Raw genomic sequence first — 17,538 nt, forward strand, 5'->3', positions numbered from 1 at the left:
CCATCACAGGGCACCCTTCGTGCTGGGGATGACCCCGGCCGAGCGCGGATCGATCGCGGTGGCCTCCCGCAGGGCCCGGGACACCGCCTTGAACTGCGCCTCCACCACGTGGTGGGCGTCCGGGTGGCCCCCCGGACGGGCCGCCCGCAGCACGTCCACGTGCAGGGTGATCCGGGCCGCCTGGCCGAAGGACTCCCAGATGTGCCGGGTCATGCTGGTCGGGTAGACCGGCCCGATGTACGGGGTCAGCAGCGGCTCGTCGTGCACCACGTACGGCCGACCGGACAGGTCGACGGCGGCCCGGACCAGCACCTCGTCCATCGGGACGGTGGCCGAGCCGTACCGGCGGATGCCGGCCTTGTCCCCCAGGGCCTGGTCGAACGCGGCGCCGAGCGCCAACGCGGTGTCCTCCATCGTGTGGTGGGCGTCGATCTCCAGGTCACCCACGGTCTGGACGGTCAGGTCGAAGCCGCCGTGCCGGGCGATCTGGTGCAGCATGTGGTCGTAGAAGCCGACCCCGGTGCTGATCTCCGCCGCTCCGGTGCCGTCCAGGTCGATCTCGACCAGGACCTTGGTCTCCTTGGTGATCCGCTCCACCCGGGCGGTCCGGCTCATCATGTGCCTTTCGGTCGCGGCGGGGCCGACAGGCCCGCCCGCTGGATCTGATCGATGGCTGCCAGGAAGGCGTCGGTCTCGGCGGGGGTGCCCGCGGTCACCCGCAGCCAGCCGGGCAGGCCGACGTCGCGGACCAGCACACCATGATCGAGCATCGCCTGCCAGGCCAGGGTCTGGTCACCGTCGACGGCGTACAACACGAAGTTGGCGTCACTGTCGGCCACCCGCAGGCCACGGCGACGCAGCTCGGTGACGATCCGGTCGCGCTGCTGCATGATCGCGGCGACCGTGCCGAGCAGGGCGTCCCGGTGGGCCAGGGCGGCCCGGGCCGCGGCCTGGGTGAGCGCGGAGAGGTGGTACGGCAGGCGGACCAGTTGCACCGCCTCCACCACGGCCGGGTCTGCCGCCAGGTAGCCCAACCGGCCACCGGCGAACCCGAAGGCCTTGCTCATCGTGCGGGTGACCACCAGCCGGGGGTGACCGGGCAGCACCGCCAGGGCGCTGACCGTACCCGGGCGGGCGAACTCCGCGTACGCCTCGTCGACCACGACCATCCCGGGGGCGACCTCCAGCACCGCGGAGATCACCGCCGGGTCCAGGGCCGTGCCGGTGGGGTTGTTCGGCGAGCAGAGGAAGACCACGTCCGGTCGGTGTTCCCGGACCTGGGCCACGGCCTCCTCGACGGTCAGCCCGAAATCGACCCCCCGGCGGGCCGGCACCCACCGGGTGCCGGTGCCCAAGGCCAGGAGCGGATGCATCGAGTACGCCGGGACGAACCCCAGGGCGGTACGCCCCGGACCCCCGAAGGCCTGGAGCAGTTGCTGCTGGATCTCGTTGGAGCCGTTGGCCGCCCACACCCCCTCGGTGGTCAGCCCGTGACCGAGGTAGGCGGCCAGGTCGGCGCGCAACGCCACCGCGTCCCGATCCGGATAGCGGTTGAGGTCCCGCACCTCGGCCGCGACGGCCTTGGCGATCGCCTCGGCCACCTCCTCGGGCACCGGGTAGGAGTTCTCGTTGGTGTTCAGCCGCACCGGCACGTCCAGCTGCGGGGCGCCGTACGGCGACCGGCCACGCAGGTCGTCCCGGATCGGCAGGTCCTCCAGCCGGGTCATGACATCTCCGGGAAGCGGAGGCTGACCGCCTGGCCGTGCGCCGGCAGATCCTCGACGGTGGCCAGGGTGACCACGTGCGGGGCGACCTCCCGCAGCGCCGCCTCGGTGTACTCCACCAGGTGGATGCCGCGCAGGAAGGACTGCACGGACAACCCCGAGGAGTGCCGGGCACAGCCGCCGGTGGGCAGCACGTGGTTGGAGCCGGCGCAGTAGTCACCCAGGGACACCGGCGAGTACGCCCCCACGAAGATCGCCCCGGCGTTGCGTACCCGCATCGCCCACTCCCGGGCGTCGACCGTCTGGATCTCCAGGTGCTCCGCCGCGTACGCGTCGACCACCCGCAGCCCGGCCGCCAGGTCGTCGACCAGCACGATGCCGCTCTGCGGACCGTGCAGGGCGGTGTCGACCCGCTCGGCGTGCTTGGTGGCCGGCACCTGCCGGGTCAGTTCCCGGTCCACCGCGTCGGCCAGGGCCACCGAGGGGGTGACCAGCACGCTGGCCGCCAGGGGGTCGTGCTCGGCCTGGCTGATCAGGTCGGCGGCGACATGCACCGGGTCGGCGCTGTCGTCGGCCAGGATGGCGATCTCGGTCGGGCCCGCCTCGGCGTCGATGCCGACCACACCCCGCAGCAGCCGCTTGGCCGCGGTGACCCAGATGTTGCCCGGACCGGTGATCATGTCGACCGGTGCGCAGTGCGCGCTGCCGGCGGCGTCGACCGCGCAGCCGTACGCCAGCATGGCCACCGCCTGGGCGCCGCCGACGGCGTAGACCTCGTCGACCCCCAGCAGGGCGCAGGCGGCCAGCACCCGCGCATCGGGCAGCCCGTCGTTGTCCTTCTGCGGCGGACTGGCCACCACCAGGGACCGGACTCCGGCCTCCTGGGCGGGCACCACGTTCATCACCACGGTCGAGGGGTACATGGCCAGCCCGCCGGGGACGTACAGGCCGACCCGGTCGACCGGAACCCAGCGTTCGGTGACCGTACCGCCCGGCACCACAGTGGTGGTGTGATCGGTACGACGCTGGTCGGCGTGCACCTTGCGGACCCGGGCGATCGCCTCCAGCAGCGCGGCCCGTACCTGCGGATCCAGGGTGCTCTCCGCCGCCGCGATGGCCTCGACGGGCACCCGCAGCACCTCCGGGGCCACCCCGTCGAACCGCTCGCTGGCCTCGCGGACCGCCGAGTAACCATGCTCACGGACCGCCGTCACGAGCGGACGGATCTGCTCGACCGCCACGGAGACGTCGAGCTGGGCACGAGGCAGCAGGTCACGCGGGTCGGGCACGCCGCCGCGCAGGTCGATGCGGTTCAACACCCCTGCGAGTCTAGGCGGCCCGTCAGGCGGCGACCCGCGCCGCCCGTAGGCCGGGACGGTGAGCCGGGACACTCGTCACCCCGCCGGTGCGGCTACCCTCGATTCCGTGAACGCACGGCTGCCGGTGTTCCCGCTCGCCACGGTGCTCTTTCCCGGGCTGGTGCTGCCACTGCACATCTTCGAGGAACGTTACCGTGCCCTGGTCCGACGCCTGATGGCCCAGCCCGAGGGCACCCCACGCGAGTTCGGGGTGGTGGCCATCCGCAGCGGCTGGGAGGTGGCCCCCGCCCCCGGCCGGGTCCTCGCGGGCAGGGGGGAGTTGACCCTGCACGAGGTGGGTTGCAGCGCGGAGCTACGACAGGTCACCGAGTTGGCCGACGGTGGTTTCGACATCGTCACCGTGGGACGGCGCCGGTTCCGGATCGAGCAGCTCGACAACGCGGCCGAGCCCTACCTGACCGCCGAGGTGAGCTGGCTGCCCGAGCCGACCGGCCCGGACGAGGCGGCGAACCTGCTGGCCTCCCGGGTGATCGCGGTCTTCCGGGAATACCTCGGCCTGATGCGCACCGAGGCCGGTCAGCTGACCGAGCAGCTGCCGGAGGACCCTACCGTGCTCTCCCATCTGGTGGCCGCGACGGCCGCACTGACCGTGGCGGACCGGCAGCGCCTGCTCGCCATCGACGACACCACGGCCCGGCTGCGCGCCGAGCTGACCCTGCTCAACCGCGAGGCGGCTCTGCTGCGCCAGGTGCGGGCGGTTCCGGTGCCGCTGGCGGAGTTGGCCAAGCCCCCGCCGGCCCCGAACTGACCCCACCGGCCGCCGGCGCCCCCGGCGCGAACCCGCCGGATGGCGGTGGCGGGCCGCCCGGGGCAGGCGGTGGCGGGTAGGCGCCCGGAGCGGGCGGTGGCGGGTAGGCGCCCGGAGCGGGCGGTGGCGGGTAGGCGCCCGGAGCGGGCGGTGGCGGGTAGGCGCCCGGAGCGGGCGGTGGCGGATAGCCGCCCACCGCGCCCGGCCCGGCCGGCCAGGGGCCGGGTCCACCGGGCGGGTAGCCGGGCGGCAGGGTCAGGTCGGGCTCCGGCTCCGGGCGCAGCGAGGGCCACTGGGACCAGCCCGCCAGCATGGTGTACGTCACGACGGCGCCGAAGGCCGGCAGGAGCAGGTTGCCGTACGGCAGGGGTAGCACCCCGAGGACCATCTCGATTCCACCGGCCCGCAGATCGGGCGGCTTGGTGAAGGCGGTGCCCTCCGGTGCGGTGGCCAGCAGACGTTCGTAGCTGCCCAGCCCGATGCGGCGGCCGACCTGCCAGGCGACCAGCGCCGCGGCCAACGCCCCGGCCACCGCCACGACCAGCCCGAAGGGGCCCCGGCGGCGGCGCAGCACGATCCACAGGGCCAGCCCGGCGAGCACCCCGAAGGCCAGGCCGAGCAGGCTGAACCAGCCGTCGGCGGCGACCGGCTGCTCCGGCTGAGGCTCGCCGTAGACGGCGCCGTTGGCGGTCTTGACCACCGGGGTGGCCGGGGAGATCACCGCCCACAGCAGCCCCAACGGCACCCCGAGCAGGGCCAGTACGAACACGGCCACCAGTCCCACCCGTACGCCGCGGCGGGGTGGGTCGGCCGGTGCCTGGGGGGCGACCGACGCGAGCGGTGCGGCCGGTGCGGGCGCCTGGGGTTCAGCCGAGGCGGCCGGTGCGGGCGGTTCGACGGCGGGTGTCTCCGGACTCACCCGATGATCCTCGCAGCTTCCTCGACGCGGTGTACACGGTGTGGTCGCCTCAGCGGGCGAAGGGCTCCAACATCACCGAGGCGGCCCGCATCCAGGCCTGCCGGGTCTCGGCCTGCAGCTGGTGATACTCGATCGAGGAACCGGTCTCCAGGGCCGGGTCGTAGGGCACCACGGCCACCGCCCGGGTACGGGTGGCGAAGTGCTTCTCCAGATCGTTCTGCAACGGCAGTCGGCCCGGGGTGGGACAGGAGATCAGGGTGACCGCGTTGTCGGCCAGCTCGCCCATGCCCTCGGAGTGCAGCAGGTCGAGCATCCAGTCGGCGCTGAAGGCGGCGTCCTCCCGGGGCACCGTGGTGACCACCAACTGGTCGGCGGCGTGCATCACCGTACGCCAGTTCGGGCTCTCCACGTTGTTGCCGGTGTCCACGCAGATCACCTCGTGGGTACGCCGCAGCAGCTCCAGCACCCGTTTGACGGTGAACTGGTCCAGCCGCTGGGCGAACCGCGGACTCTCCTCACCGGCCAGCACGTCGTAGGACCCGTCGGAGGCGTGTCGCAGGTAGTCGTCCAACGCCTCCAGCAGCTCGTTGCCCTCCCGGATCTCGATCTGGACGAGATCGGCCACCAGGTGCCGGATGGTCCGGGCGTGTCGGGCGCTGCCGGCGCGTAACCCGAGGGTGCCGCGTAACTCGTTGTCGTCCCAGGCCAGCACCCCCCGGCCGCGTACGCTGCCGATGGTCGCCGCCGCCAGCACGGTGGCGGTGGTCTTGTGCACCCCGCCCTTGGGGTTGGCGAAGGCGACCACCCGTGGGGTGCCCAGGTCCTTGCGCAGCACCGTGGCGGCGCGTTCCAACTCGTTCTCGATGCTCTGCGCCCGCCACTCGATCCGCCCGGGGCGCCCGGCCACCGCGGCCGAGGCGACCGCCGCGACAGGCCCGGGCGGGGCGGGCGGGGCGGGGAGCCCGGCCGGGGGTGCGGGAGGTGCGCCGAGGCCGGCAGGCGGCCCCTGGGGCGGGCCGGGCGGCTGGTAGCCGCCGTTGTCCAGCAGGGCGTAGCGGGAGTCCATCGGCGGGGCGGCGTGCCGGTACCCGTTGTCCAGCAGGGTATACCGGGACTCCACCGGCTCCGGTCGACGTGGCTCCGGCACCTGGGGGTAGGCCGGTTCCGGCGGGTGGGCCACCGGCTCCGGCGGATATCCGGGGTGGCCGCGGTACCTGGGTGCCGGTCCAGGGGCGTCGAGCCGGTAGCCGGGCTCCGGGCGGTAACCCGGGTCGGCACCGTACGCCCGATCCGGCGGCTGGGCGGTGGCCGAGGCCCGCCCCGAGTAGCCGGAGCCCGACGCCCGACGCGGCAGCGGCTCGGTCGGCGGCGGTGGGGGCGGTGGCTCGTCGGCCTGTCGCTCGTTGGTTGCCTGCTCAGCGCCGCGACCGCCGAGGCGGGCTCGGTCGAGCAGGGCCCGCCACCGCGGTGCCGGCTCGGCGGGCCGTCCCCAACCGGTCTCGCTGCCGTCCACGGCTCGCCTCCCCAGCGCCTCGGTCTCCGTCTGACAGGCTACGAACGAAACCGTCCTGAGGCCACACCGGGACACCCACCGATATGGCCTCAACTGTCACGGTGTCGGCTCCGGACCGTCCACCACCTGTAGGTCCGTCTCACCCTCGCGGAAGGAATCCGTCGAGGTGGGAGTGGCCGAGGGGGGCGCGTACACCGGCGGGGTCCGGGAGGGCGTCGGCGAAGGTGACGAATCCGTCACTTCCGGCGTGGCCGGTGCCTCCTCGGGTACCGGAGTCCAGGACGGCAGCGGGTACTTCGGGTTGGGCGTGGGGCTGGACAGCGTCTCCCGATCGACCGGGGGTCGGGCCACGTCGCGCTGCTCGGGCAGCGGCGGGGTGAACACCGTCCGTTCCAGTCGCCGGACCTCCGGGGCGGGATCGACCACCCGTACCCCCGGACGGGTCGCCACCCCCCGCAGCACGGACGGCTTGGCCCGGACCACGACGGCGTAGACGCAGGCGCAGCTCTCCCGGTAGGCGGCCGCCTCCCGCTCCGCCAGGCGCGCCCCACTGACGTAGAGCTGACGCAGCTCGCGTTCCTGCGGCCCACCGCCGCCCAGGGCGGCAGCCCGCGACCGGTAGTCCGCGGCCTCCCGCTCCTTGCGTTCGGCCAGGTCCGTCATCCCGGCCGTGACGTCCTCGGGCAGCCGCTGGGCGGGAATGCGCACGATCTCGGTCTGCCGGTCCGGCAGCGGCACCCGGCCGAACACCACGGAGACCCCGACATCGCCGACCACCGTCGCCAGCGACTGCGGGGTGACGTACTCCGACAGGGAGACCAGGGCGTAGGTGCCGTCGGCCAGGGGCGTGCGGCGGGCCAGGCCGGCCAGGTCCGCCGCGGCCGTCCGCTCGTAGCTGGGGATCGAGTCGCCGTCGGCGATGCCCACCCGGGTCACCTCGCCGACCGTGCGGTCGGACAACGGCGGGCCCCCGGTGGCGAACACCGCGGTGAACAGCACGGCACCGCAGGACAGCACCGCCACCCAGCTGAGCAGCGAGTTGCGGGCCGGCCCCTGGTCCAGCCGTCTCAACATGGCGGCGAGGCGGGGCAGCAGCCGCTGGTCCAGCTGCCGCAGCAGATCGCCGGCACGCACAGGCGGTCCCCTCGTCGGATCGGTCGGGACGGGCGGGACGTGTCAGTCGCGGAGAATCTCCAGCGCGCGCCCCAGATCGTCAGGGTAGTCGCTGACGAAGCGGACCTCGTCCCCCGTACGGGGGTGCTCGAAACTCAACTCTCTGGCGTGCAACCACTGCCGATCCAGCTTGAGCCGGGCGGAAAGAGTCGGGTCCGCGCCGTACGTCAGGTCACCCACGCAGGGGTGCCGCAGGGTGGAGAAGTGCACCCGGATCTGGTGGGTACGACCGGTTTCCAACTGCACGTCGACCAGGCTGGCCGAGGGAAACGCCTCGATGGTGTCGTAGTGGGTGATGCTCGGCTTGCCGCCGGAGACCACCGCCCAGCGGTAGTCGTGATGGGGGTGGCGGTCGATCGGGGCGTCGATGGTGCCGCGCAGCGGATCCAGGTGCCCCTGCACCACGGCGTGGTAGCGCTTCTCCACCTCGCGGTACTTGAAGGCCCGTTTGAGGAAGCTGTACGCCTGCTCGCTCTTGGCCACCACCATGATCCCGGTGGTGCCGACGTCGAGCCGGTGCACCACCCCCTGGCGCTCGGCGGCGCCGCTGGTGGCGATGGTGTGGCCGATGGCGGCCAGTCCGCCGATCACGGTCGGGCCCCGCCAGCCGGGGCTGGGGTGGGCGGCCACCCCGACCGGCTTGTCGACCACCACGATGTCGTCGTCGGCGTAGACCACCCGCAGGCCCGGTACCGCCTGCGGCACCACGATCGGCGCCGCGACCGGCGCGGGCAGGGTCACCTCGAGCCAGGCCCCGGCCCGGACCTTGTGCGAGTTGGGGCGTACCGCGCCGTCGACCAAGGCCTCCCCGGCGTCGACGAGGGCGGCGGCGGTCGTCCGGGACAGCCCGAACAGCCGGGCCACCGCCTGGTCCAGTCGCATTCCGTCCAGGCCGTCCGGGACGGGCAGGCTGCGGTGGTCGCCACCGGCGGAGAAGGTCGTCGTCATGCCGGCTCCCGCCGCTCGTCGTCCGTGGTCTGCGCCGTCGGTTCCGGCGCGCGTTCGGCAGCCTTGCGGTCGTCGCCGACCAGCCGGGTGCCGTCACGCTGGCGGCCGGTGAACTCCAGCCAAACGGCTAGGACCACGCCGCAGACCAGGGCACTGTCCGCGATGTTGAAGATCGGAAAAACCCGGCCGTACGGGTCGAACACGCTGATCATGTCGACCACGTGGCCGACGAACCAGCCCGGGGCCCGGAAGATCCGGTCGATCAGGTTACCGGTGACGCCGCCGACCACCAGGCCGAGGGAGATGGCCCAGGGCACCGACCGCAGGGTCTTCCCCATCCAGCCGATCCAGGCCAGCACCCCGATCGCGATCAGCGGGAAGACCCAGGTGTAGTCCTTGCCGATGCTCCACGCGGCCCCGCTGTTGCGGGTCAGGGAGAGATAGAGGGCACCCCCGAGCAGCCGCACCGGCTCCCGGTCGCTCAGCTCGGCCAGCGCCAGGTGCTTGGTGAGCAGGTCGACCGCGAACGCGAAGGTCGCCAGGCCGAGCAGGATCGCTACGGGTCTACGCCGCGATCTCGTGGCGGTGCCCGGCTCGGCGGTGCCGGATCCTGCGGACGGTACTGCGCTCATCTGCTCCCCATCGACGTATCACGGCGGTGCCGTGGCACCGCCGTGCACCAGCGCCGGGGAGCCCGCCGTCAGCGTCGCTCCGCCAGCTGTTTGCAGGTCACACAGAGGGTGGCCGACGGGAAGGCGGCGAGCCGCTCCACCGGGATGGGGTTGCCGCACCGCTCGCACCAGCCGTAACCACCTTCGTCGAGGCGCTCCAGAGCCCGCTCGACCTGCGTGATCCGTTCCAAGATGCTGTTGGCGAGAGAGATCTCCTGCTCCCGCTCGAACGTCTTCGTGCCGGTGTCGGCCTGGTCGTCCCCGGCCGAGTCGGTGAGGCGGTCGCGCTGCAGCTCGGTGATCTCGCTCAGCGTCTGATCGTACTCGGCGCGCAGCTCGTCGTGCCGTGCTGCCAGGGCGGCGCGGATCTTCTCGGTCTCCGCGGCACTGCGGGTGGACGTCATCGCGGGCTTACGACCGGCGGTCCTGGTGTCGGCTGGTTTGGCCATCATCACTCCCTATGCCACGGAACCGCGGAGGTCCGCGGCGCCCCTGGACTGAGGCCGCCGGCATCGGCCACCCCAGGTACAAAACGGGCGCGCGGCCCACTGGCCGCGCACTCCGGAGATTCGCAAGGATACGGAACGTAAGGTCGTCCGACAACGTGCCGCACCGAATTGCCCGTTCCACCCCGATCCGTACGGGAACGAAGCACAGCGAACGCTAGCAGACCCCCACCCCCAACCCCCGCCCTCCGCCGAGTTGATCAAGAAGTTGGCGTCTGGATCCGGCGATTCCGCGACGCAAACCTCTTGATCAACACGGGTGGCCGGGGTGGTCAGTGAGGTGGGGGGTTGAGGAGGCGGTGGAGGTTGGCCGGGAGGTCGGTGGGGGCGGGGTCGATCACGAAGAGTTTGTCGCGGCTGGCCGCGCCGGTGCGTAGGGACACCGCGGCCGGGCGGACACCGAGGGCCTCGGCCAGGGCACGACGGGCGGCCTCGGTGGCCCGGCCGTCGACCGCGGGAGCGTTGACCGCGATCACCAGAGCGGGCCCGTGGGGGCCGTCGTAGCGGCCACCCACCCGGGCCCGGGAGGCCCCCGGCTTGACCCGGACGGCGACCGTCAGCGCCTCGGCGGTCATCGGCTCGGATCAGTACCGTTCGGACTGCGCCAGCAGGATGGTGTCCGGGGTGCAGTCGGCGCACGGGGTGAAACCCAACGAGACCGCCTCGGCCACCACCAGGGGCTCGTGGTCCCGCCCGACCAGGTGCGTGCACTCGTCGAGGTGGTAGCGGGGCCGGCCGTCGACCACCCGAACCTCGTCCAGCAGTCGGGACACCCGGGCAGCCTGCTCGGGGGTGACCTCCTGCGCGCCGGGCTCGTCGTCGTACGGCTCTCCCGCTCCGGCGGTCGCCACGGACACCCCCGCGTCCGCGGCGGCCATCGACTCGGCGGCGGTGGTCGTCGGCGCGGTCAGGTCAGCGGCCGTCGGCGTGGTCGCCTCGGCGGTGCCCATCGTGGTCGTCACCGGCGACCCGGGTGGTTGCCGCCACCCGGGCACACCGGCATCCGAGGTTGATGGGACATGCTGGGTCGGGATCGTGGCCGAACGACCCCCGGCACCCTCCCGCTGGGTCGCGGCCCGGCCGGCGGCAGCCTGGCGGGCCCCCGCGACCAGTGCCACCGCAGCCAGCAGGCTGGCGCCGATGGAGACGACCAGCAGGGCACTGGACCCACTGGCCAACCCGAACACAAGAAGCGCCACCGCGACGAGGATGAGCGCGAGACTGATGACTATCACGGCTCACCCCCGCCGCGTCGTAGAAGATGAGGCAGAGCAGGCGGCCGTCAGGACGGCCGCCGCCCGGTTCAGCGACCGGCCTCGAGTGCCCCGGAGCGACCCCCGCCGTAGGAACCGGCGAGACCTGCGGCGGCCAGGCCGTTGCCCGCCGCGCGGGTGCCCTCTCCGCCACGGGTCATCTCCGCCTCCAGGCCCTGACCACGACCGTCGAGGTCGCGCAGCTGGCTCTCCAGGTAGGCCTTGAGACGGGTACGGTACTCGCGCTCGAACTGCTTGAGCTCCTCGATGTGCTTCTGCAGCGCGGTGCGCTTGGCGTCCAGGCCGCCCATGGCCTCCTGGTGACGCTGGCGGGCGTCCCGCTCCAGCGCGTCGGCCTTGGCGCGGGCCTCGCGGGTGACCTCCTCGGCCTTGGAACGGGCCTCGGAGAGCAGCTGGTCGGCCTCACGACGGGCGTCGGAGACGTGGTCGTCGGCGGTCCGCTGGGCCATCATCAGCACCCGCAGCGCCTGCTGCTCGCCGTCACCGCCCGGCACCGCGCCACCGGCGGCGGCGCGTACCTGCTCCAGCTCGGCCTGCATCGCGCGGGCGGCCTGCTCGGCGGCGGCCTTGTCGCGCTGCACCCGGTCGAGCTGGGCCTTGACGTCGTTGAGCTCGGCCGCCAGGCGGGCGTCGCCACCGGGGCCGGCGGGTGCGCCGCCCCGCCCACCGCGCTCCACCTGGGCGCGCAGTTCGTTGTTCTCCTCGATCAGACGGGCGAGTTCGCGCTCGACCTCGTCCAGGAAGGCGTCGACCTCCTCCTCGTCGTAGCCCCGCTTACCGATCGGCGGCTTCTTGAAGGCGACGTTGTGGACGTCGGCCGGGGTCAGCGGCATCGAAACTCCTCGGGTCAGTTGCGGCCGCGATAGCGCGTCGGTCATCAGGCGGTCCTGAAGATCGCCGGCTCTAACACAAACCTCATCAGCACGAACAGGATAACCAGGAGCACAAGGGAGGCCAGGTCGATGCTCACGGTACCAATTCGCAGCGGAGGGATCACACGCCTCAACGCCCAGAGCGGGGGATCAGTGACGCTCCACACGGATTCCAGTCCGGCTGATGCACCGCGACCAGGCTGCCAGCGCCGCCCGTACTGAAGGACCGCACTCAGTACGAACCGGGCCAGCAGGATGATCAGGAACAGATAGGTGATCAGGTAGAGGACCTGTAGCAAGATCGACAACACGGTAGGCGACGTCCCTCGGGTCGGGCGGGTCAACTCAGGCTGAAGAACCCGCCCTCGGCGATCTTGGCCTTGTCCTCCGCGGTGACCTGGACATTGGCCGGCGAGAGCAGGAACACCCGGTTGGTCACGCGCTCGATCGTACCGCGCAGGCCGAACGCCAGCCCGGCAGCGAAGTCCACCAGTCGGCGGGCATCGGCCTCATCCATCTCGGTGAGGTTGATGATCACGGGCACCCCGTCGCGGAAGTGCTCGCCGATGGTGCGGGCCTCCCGGTAGGTGGTCGGGTGCAGGGTGGTGATCTGGTAGCGCTGCTCCTCCTCCTGGACCACCGCACGCTCGCGGGGCTGCGCCTGCGGCGCCAGGGCCAGGTTGTCCCGGGTGTGGTACGTCAACGCGCCGGACTGCTCCCCCGAGGACCGGGTGATCGAGCGTACGCTGGACCGATCCACCCGCTCGGGGCGGTCGGAGTCCAGTCGCTCGGACTCGCCCAGCCGACTGCTGGAGCGCTCGCCGAGCCGACCCCGGTCGCCGAGCCGGGGACGAGGCGCCGGAGGCTCGTCCATCTCGTCGTCCACCTCGTCGCCGAACTCCTCGGCATACCGGCTCTGCCGGTAGCGCGACTCGCGGTACCCACCCTTGTCGTACCCACCGTCGTCATAGGCCCGCTCGTCGTCCTCTTCGACAAGTCCGAGCCAGACCCCCGCCTTGCGCAGTGCACCCATCCCCGCGCCCTTCCCGTCCGCCGTGCGGCACACGCCCCCGTACGTGTCGCCTGTCGCGAGTGGACCATTCCTGCCCACCGGACCGGAACGGCAATCCCCTGACGCACAATTCGCGTTGCACGTCACGCCCCCCGGTCGCCGGTAAGGCCGCTCCCACAAACAACACTGATGTAATTTGCTTCTCTCGCGGCCAGGCTACCGCAGCGTGGGACGCATTCCGAGCAACGCGCTGCCGACGCGGACATGTGTCGCGCCGTGGCCGATCGCCGCCTCCAGATCCCCGCTCATCCCGGCCGACAGGACGACGGCCTGCGGATGCTCCGCCCGCAACCCCTCGGCGATGGTGGCCAGCCGGGCGAAGGCCCTCTCCGGCTCCCACCCCAGGGGCGCCACCGCCATCAGCCCGGCCAACCGCAGTCCCGCCGAGTCGGCCACCGCGGCGGCCACCGACCCCAGGCCGATGTCCGGATCGGCCGAGTCGGCCACCGCCCCGCCACGGGACGGGTCGCCGTCGACACTCACCTGCACCAGCACCTCCAGCGGCCGGTCCCGTCGGGCGGTCGCGGCGGTGTCCAGGGCGGCGGCCAACCGGACGCTGTCGACCGACTGGACCACGTCGGCGTACTGGACCACGGACTTCACCTTGTTGCGCTGCAGGCGCCCGATGAAGTGCCAGCAGGGGGTGACCCCGGCCGCCGCCACCTGGGCGGCCTTCGGGGCCGCCTCCTGGTCGCGGTTCTCACCGACGTCGGTCACCCCGAGCCCGGCCAGGGCGATCACGTCGGAGGCGGGGTAGGTCTTGGTGACCGCGATCATGGTCACCTCGGTCCGGTCCCGGCCCGCCGCCGCGCAGGCGTCGGCGATCCGGGACCGGACCCGCGCCAGCCCGGCGGCCAGTTCGGCACGTCGGTCGGGGCGTACCAGAGCGGGGCTGTCCGTCATGGCCGGTACTCAGGAACCGTTCTTGAGAAAGTCGGGCACGTCCACGTCGTCGAAGAGCACCCGGCGCGGCGACTGGGGTGCCACCGGGGTGGCCGGCGAGGGTACGACCGGGGTGCTCGGCTGGGCGGGCTGGTTCTGATTGGTCTTGCGGGCCGGCTCGGCCGCCTTGTAGGCCGGGGTGCCGCCGTCGAAGCCCGCCGCGATCACGGTCACCCGCACCTCGTCGCCGAGCGCGTCGTCGATGACCGCACCGAAGATGATGTTGGCGTCCGGGTGGGCCGCGTCCGTGACCAGCTGCGCCGCGTCGTTGATCTCGAACAGACCCAGGTCGGAGCCACCGGCGATGGAGAGCAGCACCCCGCGCGCGCCGTCCATGCTCTGCTCCAGCAGCGGACTGGAGATGGCCGCCTCGGCCGCCTCGACCGCGCGGTTCTCGCCCCGGGCGCTGCCGATGCCCATCAGCGCGCTGCCCGCGCCGCTCATCACGCTCTTGACGTCGGCGAAGTCCAGGTTGATCAGACCCGGGGTGGTGATCAGGTCGGTGATGCCCTGGACACCGGAGAGGAGCACCTGGTCCGCGGTACGGAAGGCGTCCATCATGCTGATGTTGCGGTCCCCGAGGGCCAGCAGCCGGTCGTTCGGGATGACGATCAGGGTGTCGCACTGGTTGCGCAGCTCGTCGATGCCGGCCTCGGCCTGCACCTGGCGACGCTTGCCCTCGAAGGAGAACGGGCGGGTCACCACACCGATGGTCAGGGCGCCCAGCTTCCGGGCGATGTTGGCCACCACGGGCGCGCCGCCGGTGCCGGTGCCGCCACCCTCGCCGCAGGTCACGAAGACCATGTCGGCGCCCTTGAGGACCTCCTCGATCTCGTCGCGGTGATCCTCGGCGGCGTTCTTGCCGACGTCCGGGTTGGCGCCGGCGCCCAGACCCCGGGTCAGTTCACGGCCGACGTCCAGCTTGACGTCGGCGTCGCTCATCAGCAGCGCCTGGGCGTCTGTGTTGATCGCGATGAACTCGACGCCTTTGAGCCCAACCTCGATCATCCGGTTGACGGCGTTCACGCCGCCGCCCCCGATGCCGACGACCTTGATGACCGCCAGGTAGTTGTGCGGAGGTGTCATCTCCGGTCCTTCCCTTCGAGATTGGCTACTCCCCGACCGGTTACGGCGCGGCCAGACCCATGGTCGACCCGACTGTCACCAGCGAGGCCGAGGGGGTAAACCCTCACCCTCTACTAGAGGGTTACAGTTATGTCAACCACTGATCCTCTTTCCGGCAACGTAGGCGCAGCCGAGCGAGGAACCAAGGACCCTTTCGGCGTGTCGCCGGTCAAGCGGGAGGGTTCACGCCCCTGATCGGTCGCTCACCGGAAGGTGACCACCTCCGGGGCGCTGACGTCGATCCGGGTGGCGTCCTGATCCAGCAGGGCGGTGGCCACCCGGGCCTTGTCCGTCCCCCGGGTGGAGTCTCCCCAGAAAACGGTCAAGTCGTCGCGCAGTCGGACGCTGATCCGGGCCAGGCCCTCGACCGTGATCTCCACCAGGTCCGCCCGCAACTGCGGGGTGAGGGCACCGAGCACCTCCAGGGCGGCATGGGTCGCCGGATTCTCCGGGCCCGGGTCGGTCAGCCGGATCAGCGGAAGGCCCGCCGGGCGCTGCGGCAGGGTACGGAAGGCCACCCCGGCGGCGTCGACCACCACGAACTGTTCCCCGCTCGGCACCACCGCCACCGGGGTGCGCTCGGTGAGTCGTACGACCAGGGCGTCCGGCCAGTCCCGGTGCACCGACACCCGCTCCACCGGCGGCAGGGCGCCGATCCGGTCGGCCAGCTCGGTCAGGTCCACCCGGGCCAGGGGAGCCCCGTCGAGCACCCCGGCGGCGTTGCGCACCTGCACGTCGGTGACCAACTCGGCGCCCTCCACCCGCACCTCGCGTACGCCGAACAGTCCGGTGCCCAGCAGCACCCAGGCCACCAGGCCGGCCACGGCCAGCACCCCGCCGGCCACCGCCCACGGCAGTGCGGCCCGCATCCGACGGCGCCGGGCCCGGGCCATGAACCGGCGGGTGGAGGCGGGCACCGCGTCCCGACCGGCACGGACCAGCTGCCACTGGCGGACCGGACGCCACCCTCCGCCGCCGTCCACCCCGCCACCGCGTCGGCGGGCCGGTCCGGGACTCATTCCACCTCGGGGGCCGCGCCGTTGCGCGCGGCGGCGTCGGGCACCGTACCGCCGATGCTCGCCGAACCCCCGGCCAGGCCACCGGCCACCGTGCCGGCGTCCGGATCGGCGGTACGCGCAGTCAAGGCCGCCAGCAGTTCGTCACCCATCAGCGAGATCGGCGGGGCGCCCATGGTCACCACCACGTCGCCGGGGCGGGCCCGACGGGCCACCTCCGTCGGGGCGTCCTCCCAGGAGTCTACGAAGACCTTCCGTTCCGCCGGCAACCCGACCGCCTCGATCAGGGCCGCCGACCCCTCCCCCGGGCCGCGCTGCTCACCCGGGCCGAAGACCTCCAGCAGCACCAACTCGTCCGCGATCGCCAGCGCCTCGGCGATCTCCGACTGCAGGTCCCGGGTCCGGTACAGCCGGTAGGGCTGGAAGACCACCAGCAACCGGCCCTCGCCGGCCACCTCACGCAGGGTCCGCAGCGCCAGGGTTATCGAGGTCGGGTGGTAGGCGTACTCGTCGTACACCAGGACACCGTCGGCGACCCCCTTGCGTTCGAAGCGCCGCCGTACCCCGGGGAACGACCCCAGCGCGGCCTCCGCGGCCGTCAACGGCAACTCCAACAGGTACGCGGCCAGCACCGCCGAGGCGCTGTTGAGGGCCATGTGCCGGCCGGGCACCGGCATCCGGAACTCCCCCAGCGGGCGTCCGTCGATGTGGGCCAGGTAGCGCACCCCCTGAGCCGAGGAGGCCATCTCGCTGAGCCGCAGATCGGCCTCGGCGGACTCGCCGTAGGTGTACACCCGGCGTCCCTCCGCCCGCAGGATGGCCGCCAGCCGCTGCCCACCCGGATCGTCCGCGCAGGTGATGATGAAGCCGTCCGGGTCGGTGAGCCGGGCGAACTCGGCGAAGGTGGCCTCCAGATTGGCCAGGTCGCCGTAGGTGTTCAGGTGATCCGCCTCGATGTTCGTGACGATCGAGACGAACGGGCGGTAGATCAGGAAGGACCGGTCGCTCTCGTCGGCCTCGACCACGAAGTACTCGCCGGTGCCGTGATGGGCGCCCGAGCCCACCTCGGAGATCTCGCCACCGATCACGAAGGAGGGATCGGCGCCGGCCCGCTGGAACACCATGGTGACCATGGAGGTGGTGCTGGTCTTGCCGTGGGTGCCGGCGACCGCCACCGTACGCCGGCCGGTCATCGCGGCGGCCAGTGCCTCGGAACGGTGCAGCACCCGCAGGCCGCGCCGCCGGGCCTCGACCATCTCCAGGTGATCGGCCGGGATGGCCGAGGAGTAGACCACGGTGTCGACACCGTCCAGGTTGGCCGGCTCATGCGTCATGTGGATGGTCCCGCCGAGGGCCCGCAGGCCGGCCAGCGACGGCCACTCGCGCAACTCGCTGCCGGAGACCGGCAGGCCCCGGGTGAGGAACAGCCGGGCCAGGCCGCTCATGCCGACCCCGCCCACCCCGATCAGGTGGATGTGACCCAGATCCTCGGCGGTCAACGTACCGGCCGGGCTGAACGTCTTCATCGGGCCGCACCTTCTTTCGTTCGCGACTGCGGGGCTCGCAGGCCCGGCTCACTCCTCGCGCTCACTGAGCCGATCTTCGTTCGCGACTGCGGGGCTCGCAGGCCCGGCTCACTCCTCGCGCTCACTGAGC

The 17,538-nt window shown here is 72.4% G+C and carries 18 protein-coding genes and 1 pseudogene; 1 reads left to right on the forward strand and 18 read right to left on the reverse strand.

The features are described 5' to 3' along the window. Positions 1-3: 3 nt before the first annotated feature. The 3 genes from hisB to hisD are packed head-to-tail and all read right to left on the reverse strand — an operon-like array spanning position 4 to position 3,043. On the reverse strand, positions 4-615 hold the full coding sequence (hisB, locus tag ABZ795_RS08550; RefSeq protein WP_327027035.1) for an imidazoleglycerol-phosphate dehydratase HisB: 612 nt from the start codon (positions 613-615) through the stop codon (positions 4-6). After that, positions 615-1,727 (reverse strand): histidinol-phosphate transaminase, encoded by a 1,113-nt coding sequence (locus ABZ795_RS08555; RefSeq protein ID WP_357529828.1) that lies wholly within the window; start codon positions 1,725-1,727, stop codon positions 615-617. Before ABZ795_RS08555 ends, hisB begins: the two co-directional genes overlap by 1 nt. Next, positions 1,724-3,043 (reverse strand): histidinol dehydrogenase, encoded by a 1,320-nt coding sequence (hisD, locus tag ABZ795_RS08560; protein WP_357529829.1) that lies wholly within the window; start codon positions 3,041-3,043, stop codon positions 1,724-1,726. The genes ABZ795_RS08555 and hisD overlap by 4 nt, the downstream gene beginning before the upstream one ends. 106 nt (positions 3,044-3,149) lie before the next feature. Here hisD and ABZ795_RS08565 point away from each other — a divergent pair, with 106 nt between their 5' ends. Beyond that, a complete protein-coding gene (locus tag ABZ795_RS08565; RefSeq protein ID WP_327024864.1) occupies positions 3,150-3,851 on the forward strand; it encodes an LON peptidase substrate-binding domain-containing protein in 702 nt (233 codons plus the stop codon). Positions 3,852-3,987: 136 nt separating this feature from the next. On the opposite strand, the pseudogene ABZ795_RS08570 reads toward ABZ795_RS08565, so the two are convergent. The 15 genes and pseudogenes from ABZ795_RS08570 to murC form a co-directional block, all read right to left on the reverse strand. Continuing rightward, a pseudogene (locus ABZ795_RS08570) lies at positions 3,988-4,770 on the reverse strand (DUF2567 domain-containing protein); the annotation flags it as partial. Between the two features lie 49 nt (positions 4,771-4,819). Further along, complete coding sequence (locus ABZ795_RS08575; RefSeq protein WP_357529830.1) at positions 4,820-6,283, reverse strand: AAA family ATPase; 1,464 nt, start codon at positions 6,281-6,283, stop codon at positions 4,820-4,822. A gap of 96 nt (positions 6,284-6,379) precedes the next feature. After that, positions 6,380-7,417, reverse strand: coding sequence for a hypothetical protein (locus tag ABZ795_RS08580; RefSeq protein ID WP_357529831.1), 1,038 nt, complete (start codon positions 7,415-7,417; stop codon positions 6,380-6,382). A 42-nt stretch (positions 7,418-7,459) separates the two neighbouring features. Beyond that, positions 7,460-8,404, reverse strand: coding sequence for an RluA family pseudouridine synthase (locus ABZ795_RS08585; protein ID WP_327024860.1), 945 nt, complete (start codon positions 8,402-8,404; stop codon positions 7,460-7,462). Next, positions 8,401-9,036: a signal peptidase II gene (gene lspA, locus ABZ795_RS08590; RefSeq protein ID WP_327024859.1), complete on the reverse strand. Its 636-nt coding sequence runs from the start codon at positions 9,034-9,036 to the stop codon at positions 8,401-8,403. Before lspA ends, ABZ795_RS08585 begins: the two co-directional genes overlap by 4 nt. Positions 9,037-9,104: 68 nt before the next feature. After that, positions 9,105-9,524, reverse strand: a complete 420-nt coding sequence (locus ABZ795_RS08595) for a TraR/DksA C4-type zinc finger protein (protein ID WP_327024858.1) — start codon at positions 9,522-9,524, stop codon at positions 9,105-9,107. 329 nt (positions 9,525-9,853) lie between these two features. Then, entirely contained in the window at positions 9,854-10,156 is a 303-nt protein-coding gene (locus tag ABZ795_RS08600) for a DUF167 domain-containing protein (protein ID WP_327024856.1), read from the reverse strand. Positions 10,157-10,165: 9 nt separating this feature from the next. Beyond that, the gene (locus tag ABZ795_RS08605) at positions 10,166-10,816 is read right to left on the reverse strand and encodes a hypothetical protein (RefSeq protein ID WP_327024855.1); all 651 of its coding nucleotides are present in this window, start codon (positions 10,814-10,816) and stop codon (positions 10,166-10,168) included. 68 nt (positions 10,817-10,884) lie between these two features. Further along, positions 10,885-11,688, reverse strand: a complete 804-nt coding sequence (locus ABZ795_RS08610) for a DivIVA domain-containing protein (protein WP_327024854.1) — start codon at positions 11,686-11,688, stop codon at positions 10,885-10,887. Positions 11,689-11,732: 44 nt separating this feature from the next. After that, on the reverse strand, positions 11,733-12,038 hold the full coding sequence (locus ABZ795_RS08615; protein WP_013735078.1) for a YggT family protein: 306 nt from the start codon (positions 12,036-12,038) through the stop codon (positions 11,733-11,735). 29 nt (positions 12,039-12,067) lie between these two features. Continuing rightward, complete coding sequence (sepF, locus tag ABZ795_RS08620; RefSeq protein WP_357529832.1) at positions 12,068-12,760, reverse strand: cell division protein SepF; 693 nt, start codon at positions 12,758-12,760, stop codon at positions 12,068-12,070. Between the two features lie 195 nt (positions 12,761-12,955). Continuing rightward, positions 12,956-13,702, reverse strand: coding sequence for a YggS family pyridoxal phosphate-dependent enzyme (locus tag ABZ795_RS08625; RefSeq protein WP_357529833.1), 747 nt, complete (start codon positions 13,700-13,702; stop codon positions 12,956-12,958). Positions 13,703-13,711: 9 nt separating this feature from the next. Next, complete coding sequence (gene ftsZ / locus ABZ795_RS08630) at positions 13,712-14,827, reverse strand: cell division protein FtsZ (RefSeq protein ID WP_327024851.1); 1,116 nt, start codon at positions 14,825-14,827, stop codon at positions 13,712-13,714. Between the two features lie 242 nt (positions 14,828-15,069). Then, positions 15,070-15,849: an FtsQ-type POTRA domain-containing protein gene (locus tag ABZ795_RS08635; protein ID WP_357529872.1), complete on the reverse strand. Its 780-nt coding sequence runs from the start codon at positions 15,847-15,849 to the stop codon at positions 15,070-15,072. A gap of 32 nt (positions 15,850-15,881) precedes the next feature. Next, a complete protein-coding gene (murC, locus tag ABZ795_RS08640) occupies positions 15,882-17,408 on the reverse strand; it encodes a UDP-N-acetylmuramate--L-alanine ligase (protein ID WP_357529834.1) in 1,527 nt (508 codons plus the stop codon). Positions 17,409-17,538: the final 130 nt, after the last annotated feature.

The sequence above is a fragment of the Micromonospora sp. NPDC047134 genome (assembly GCF_040643455.1).
GTDB lineage: Bacteria > Actinomycetota > Actinomycetes > Mycobacteriales > Micromonosporaceae > Micromonospora.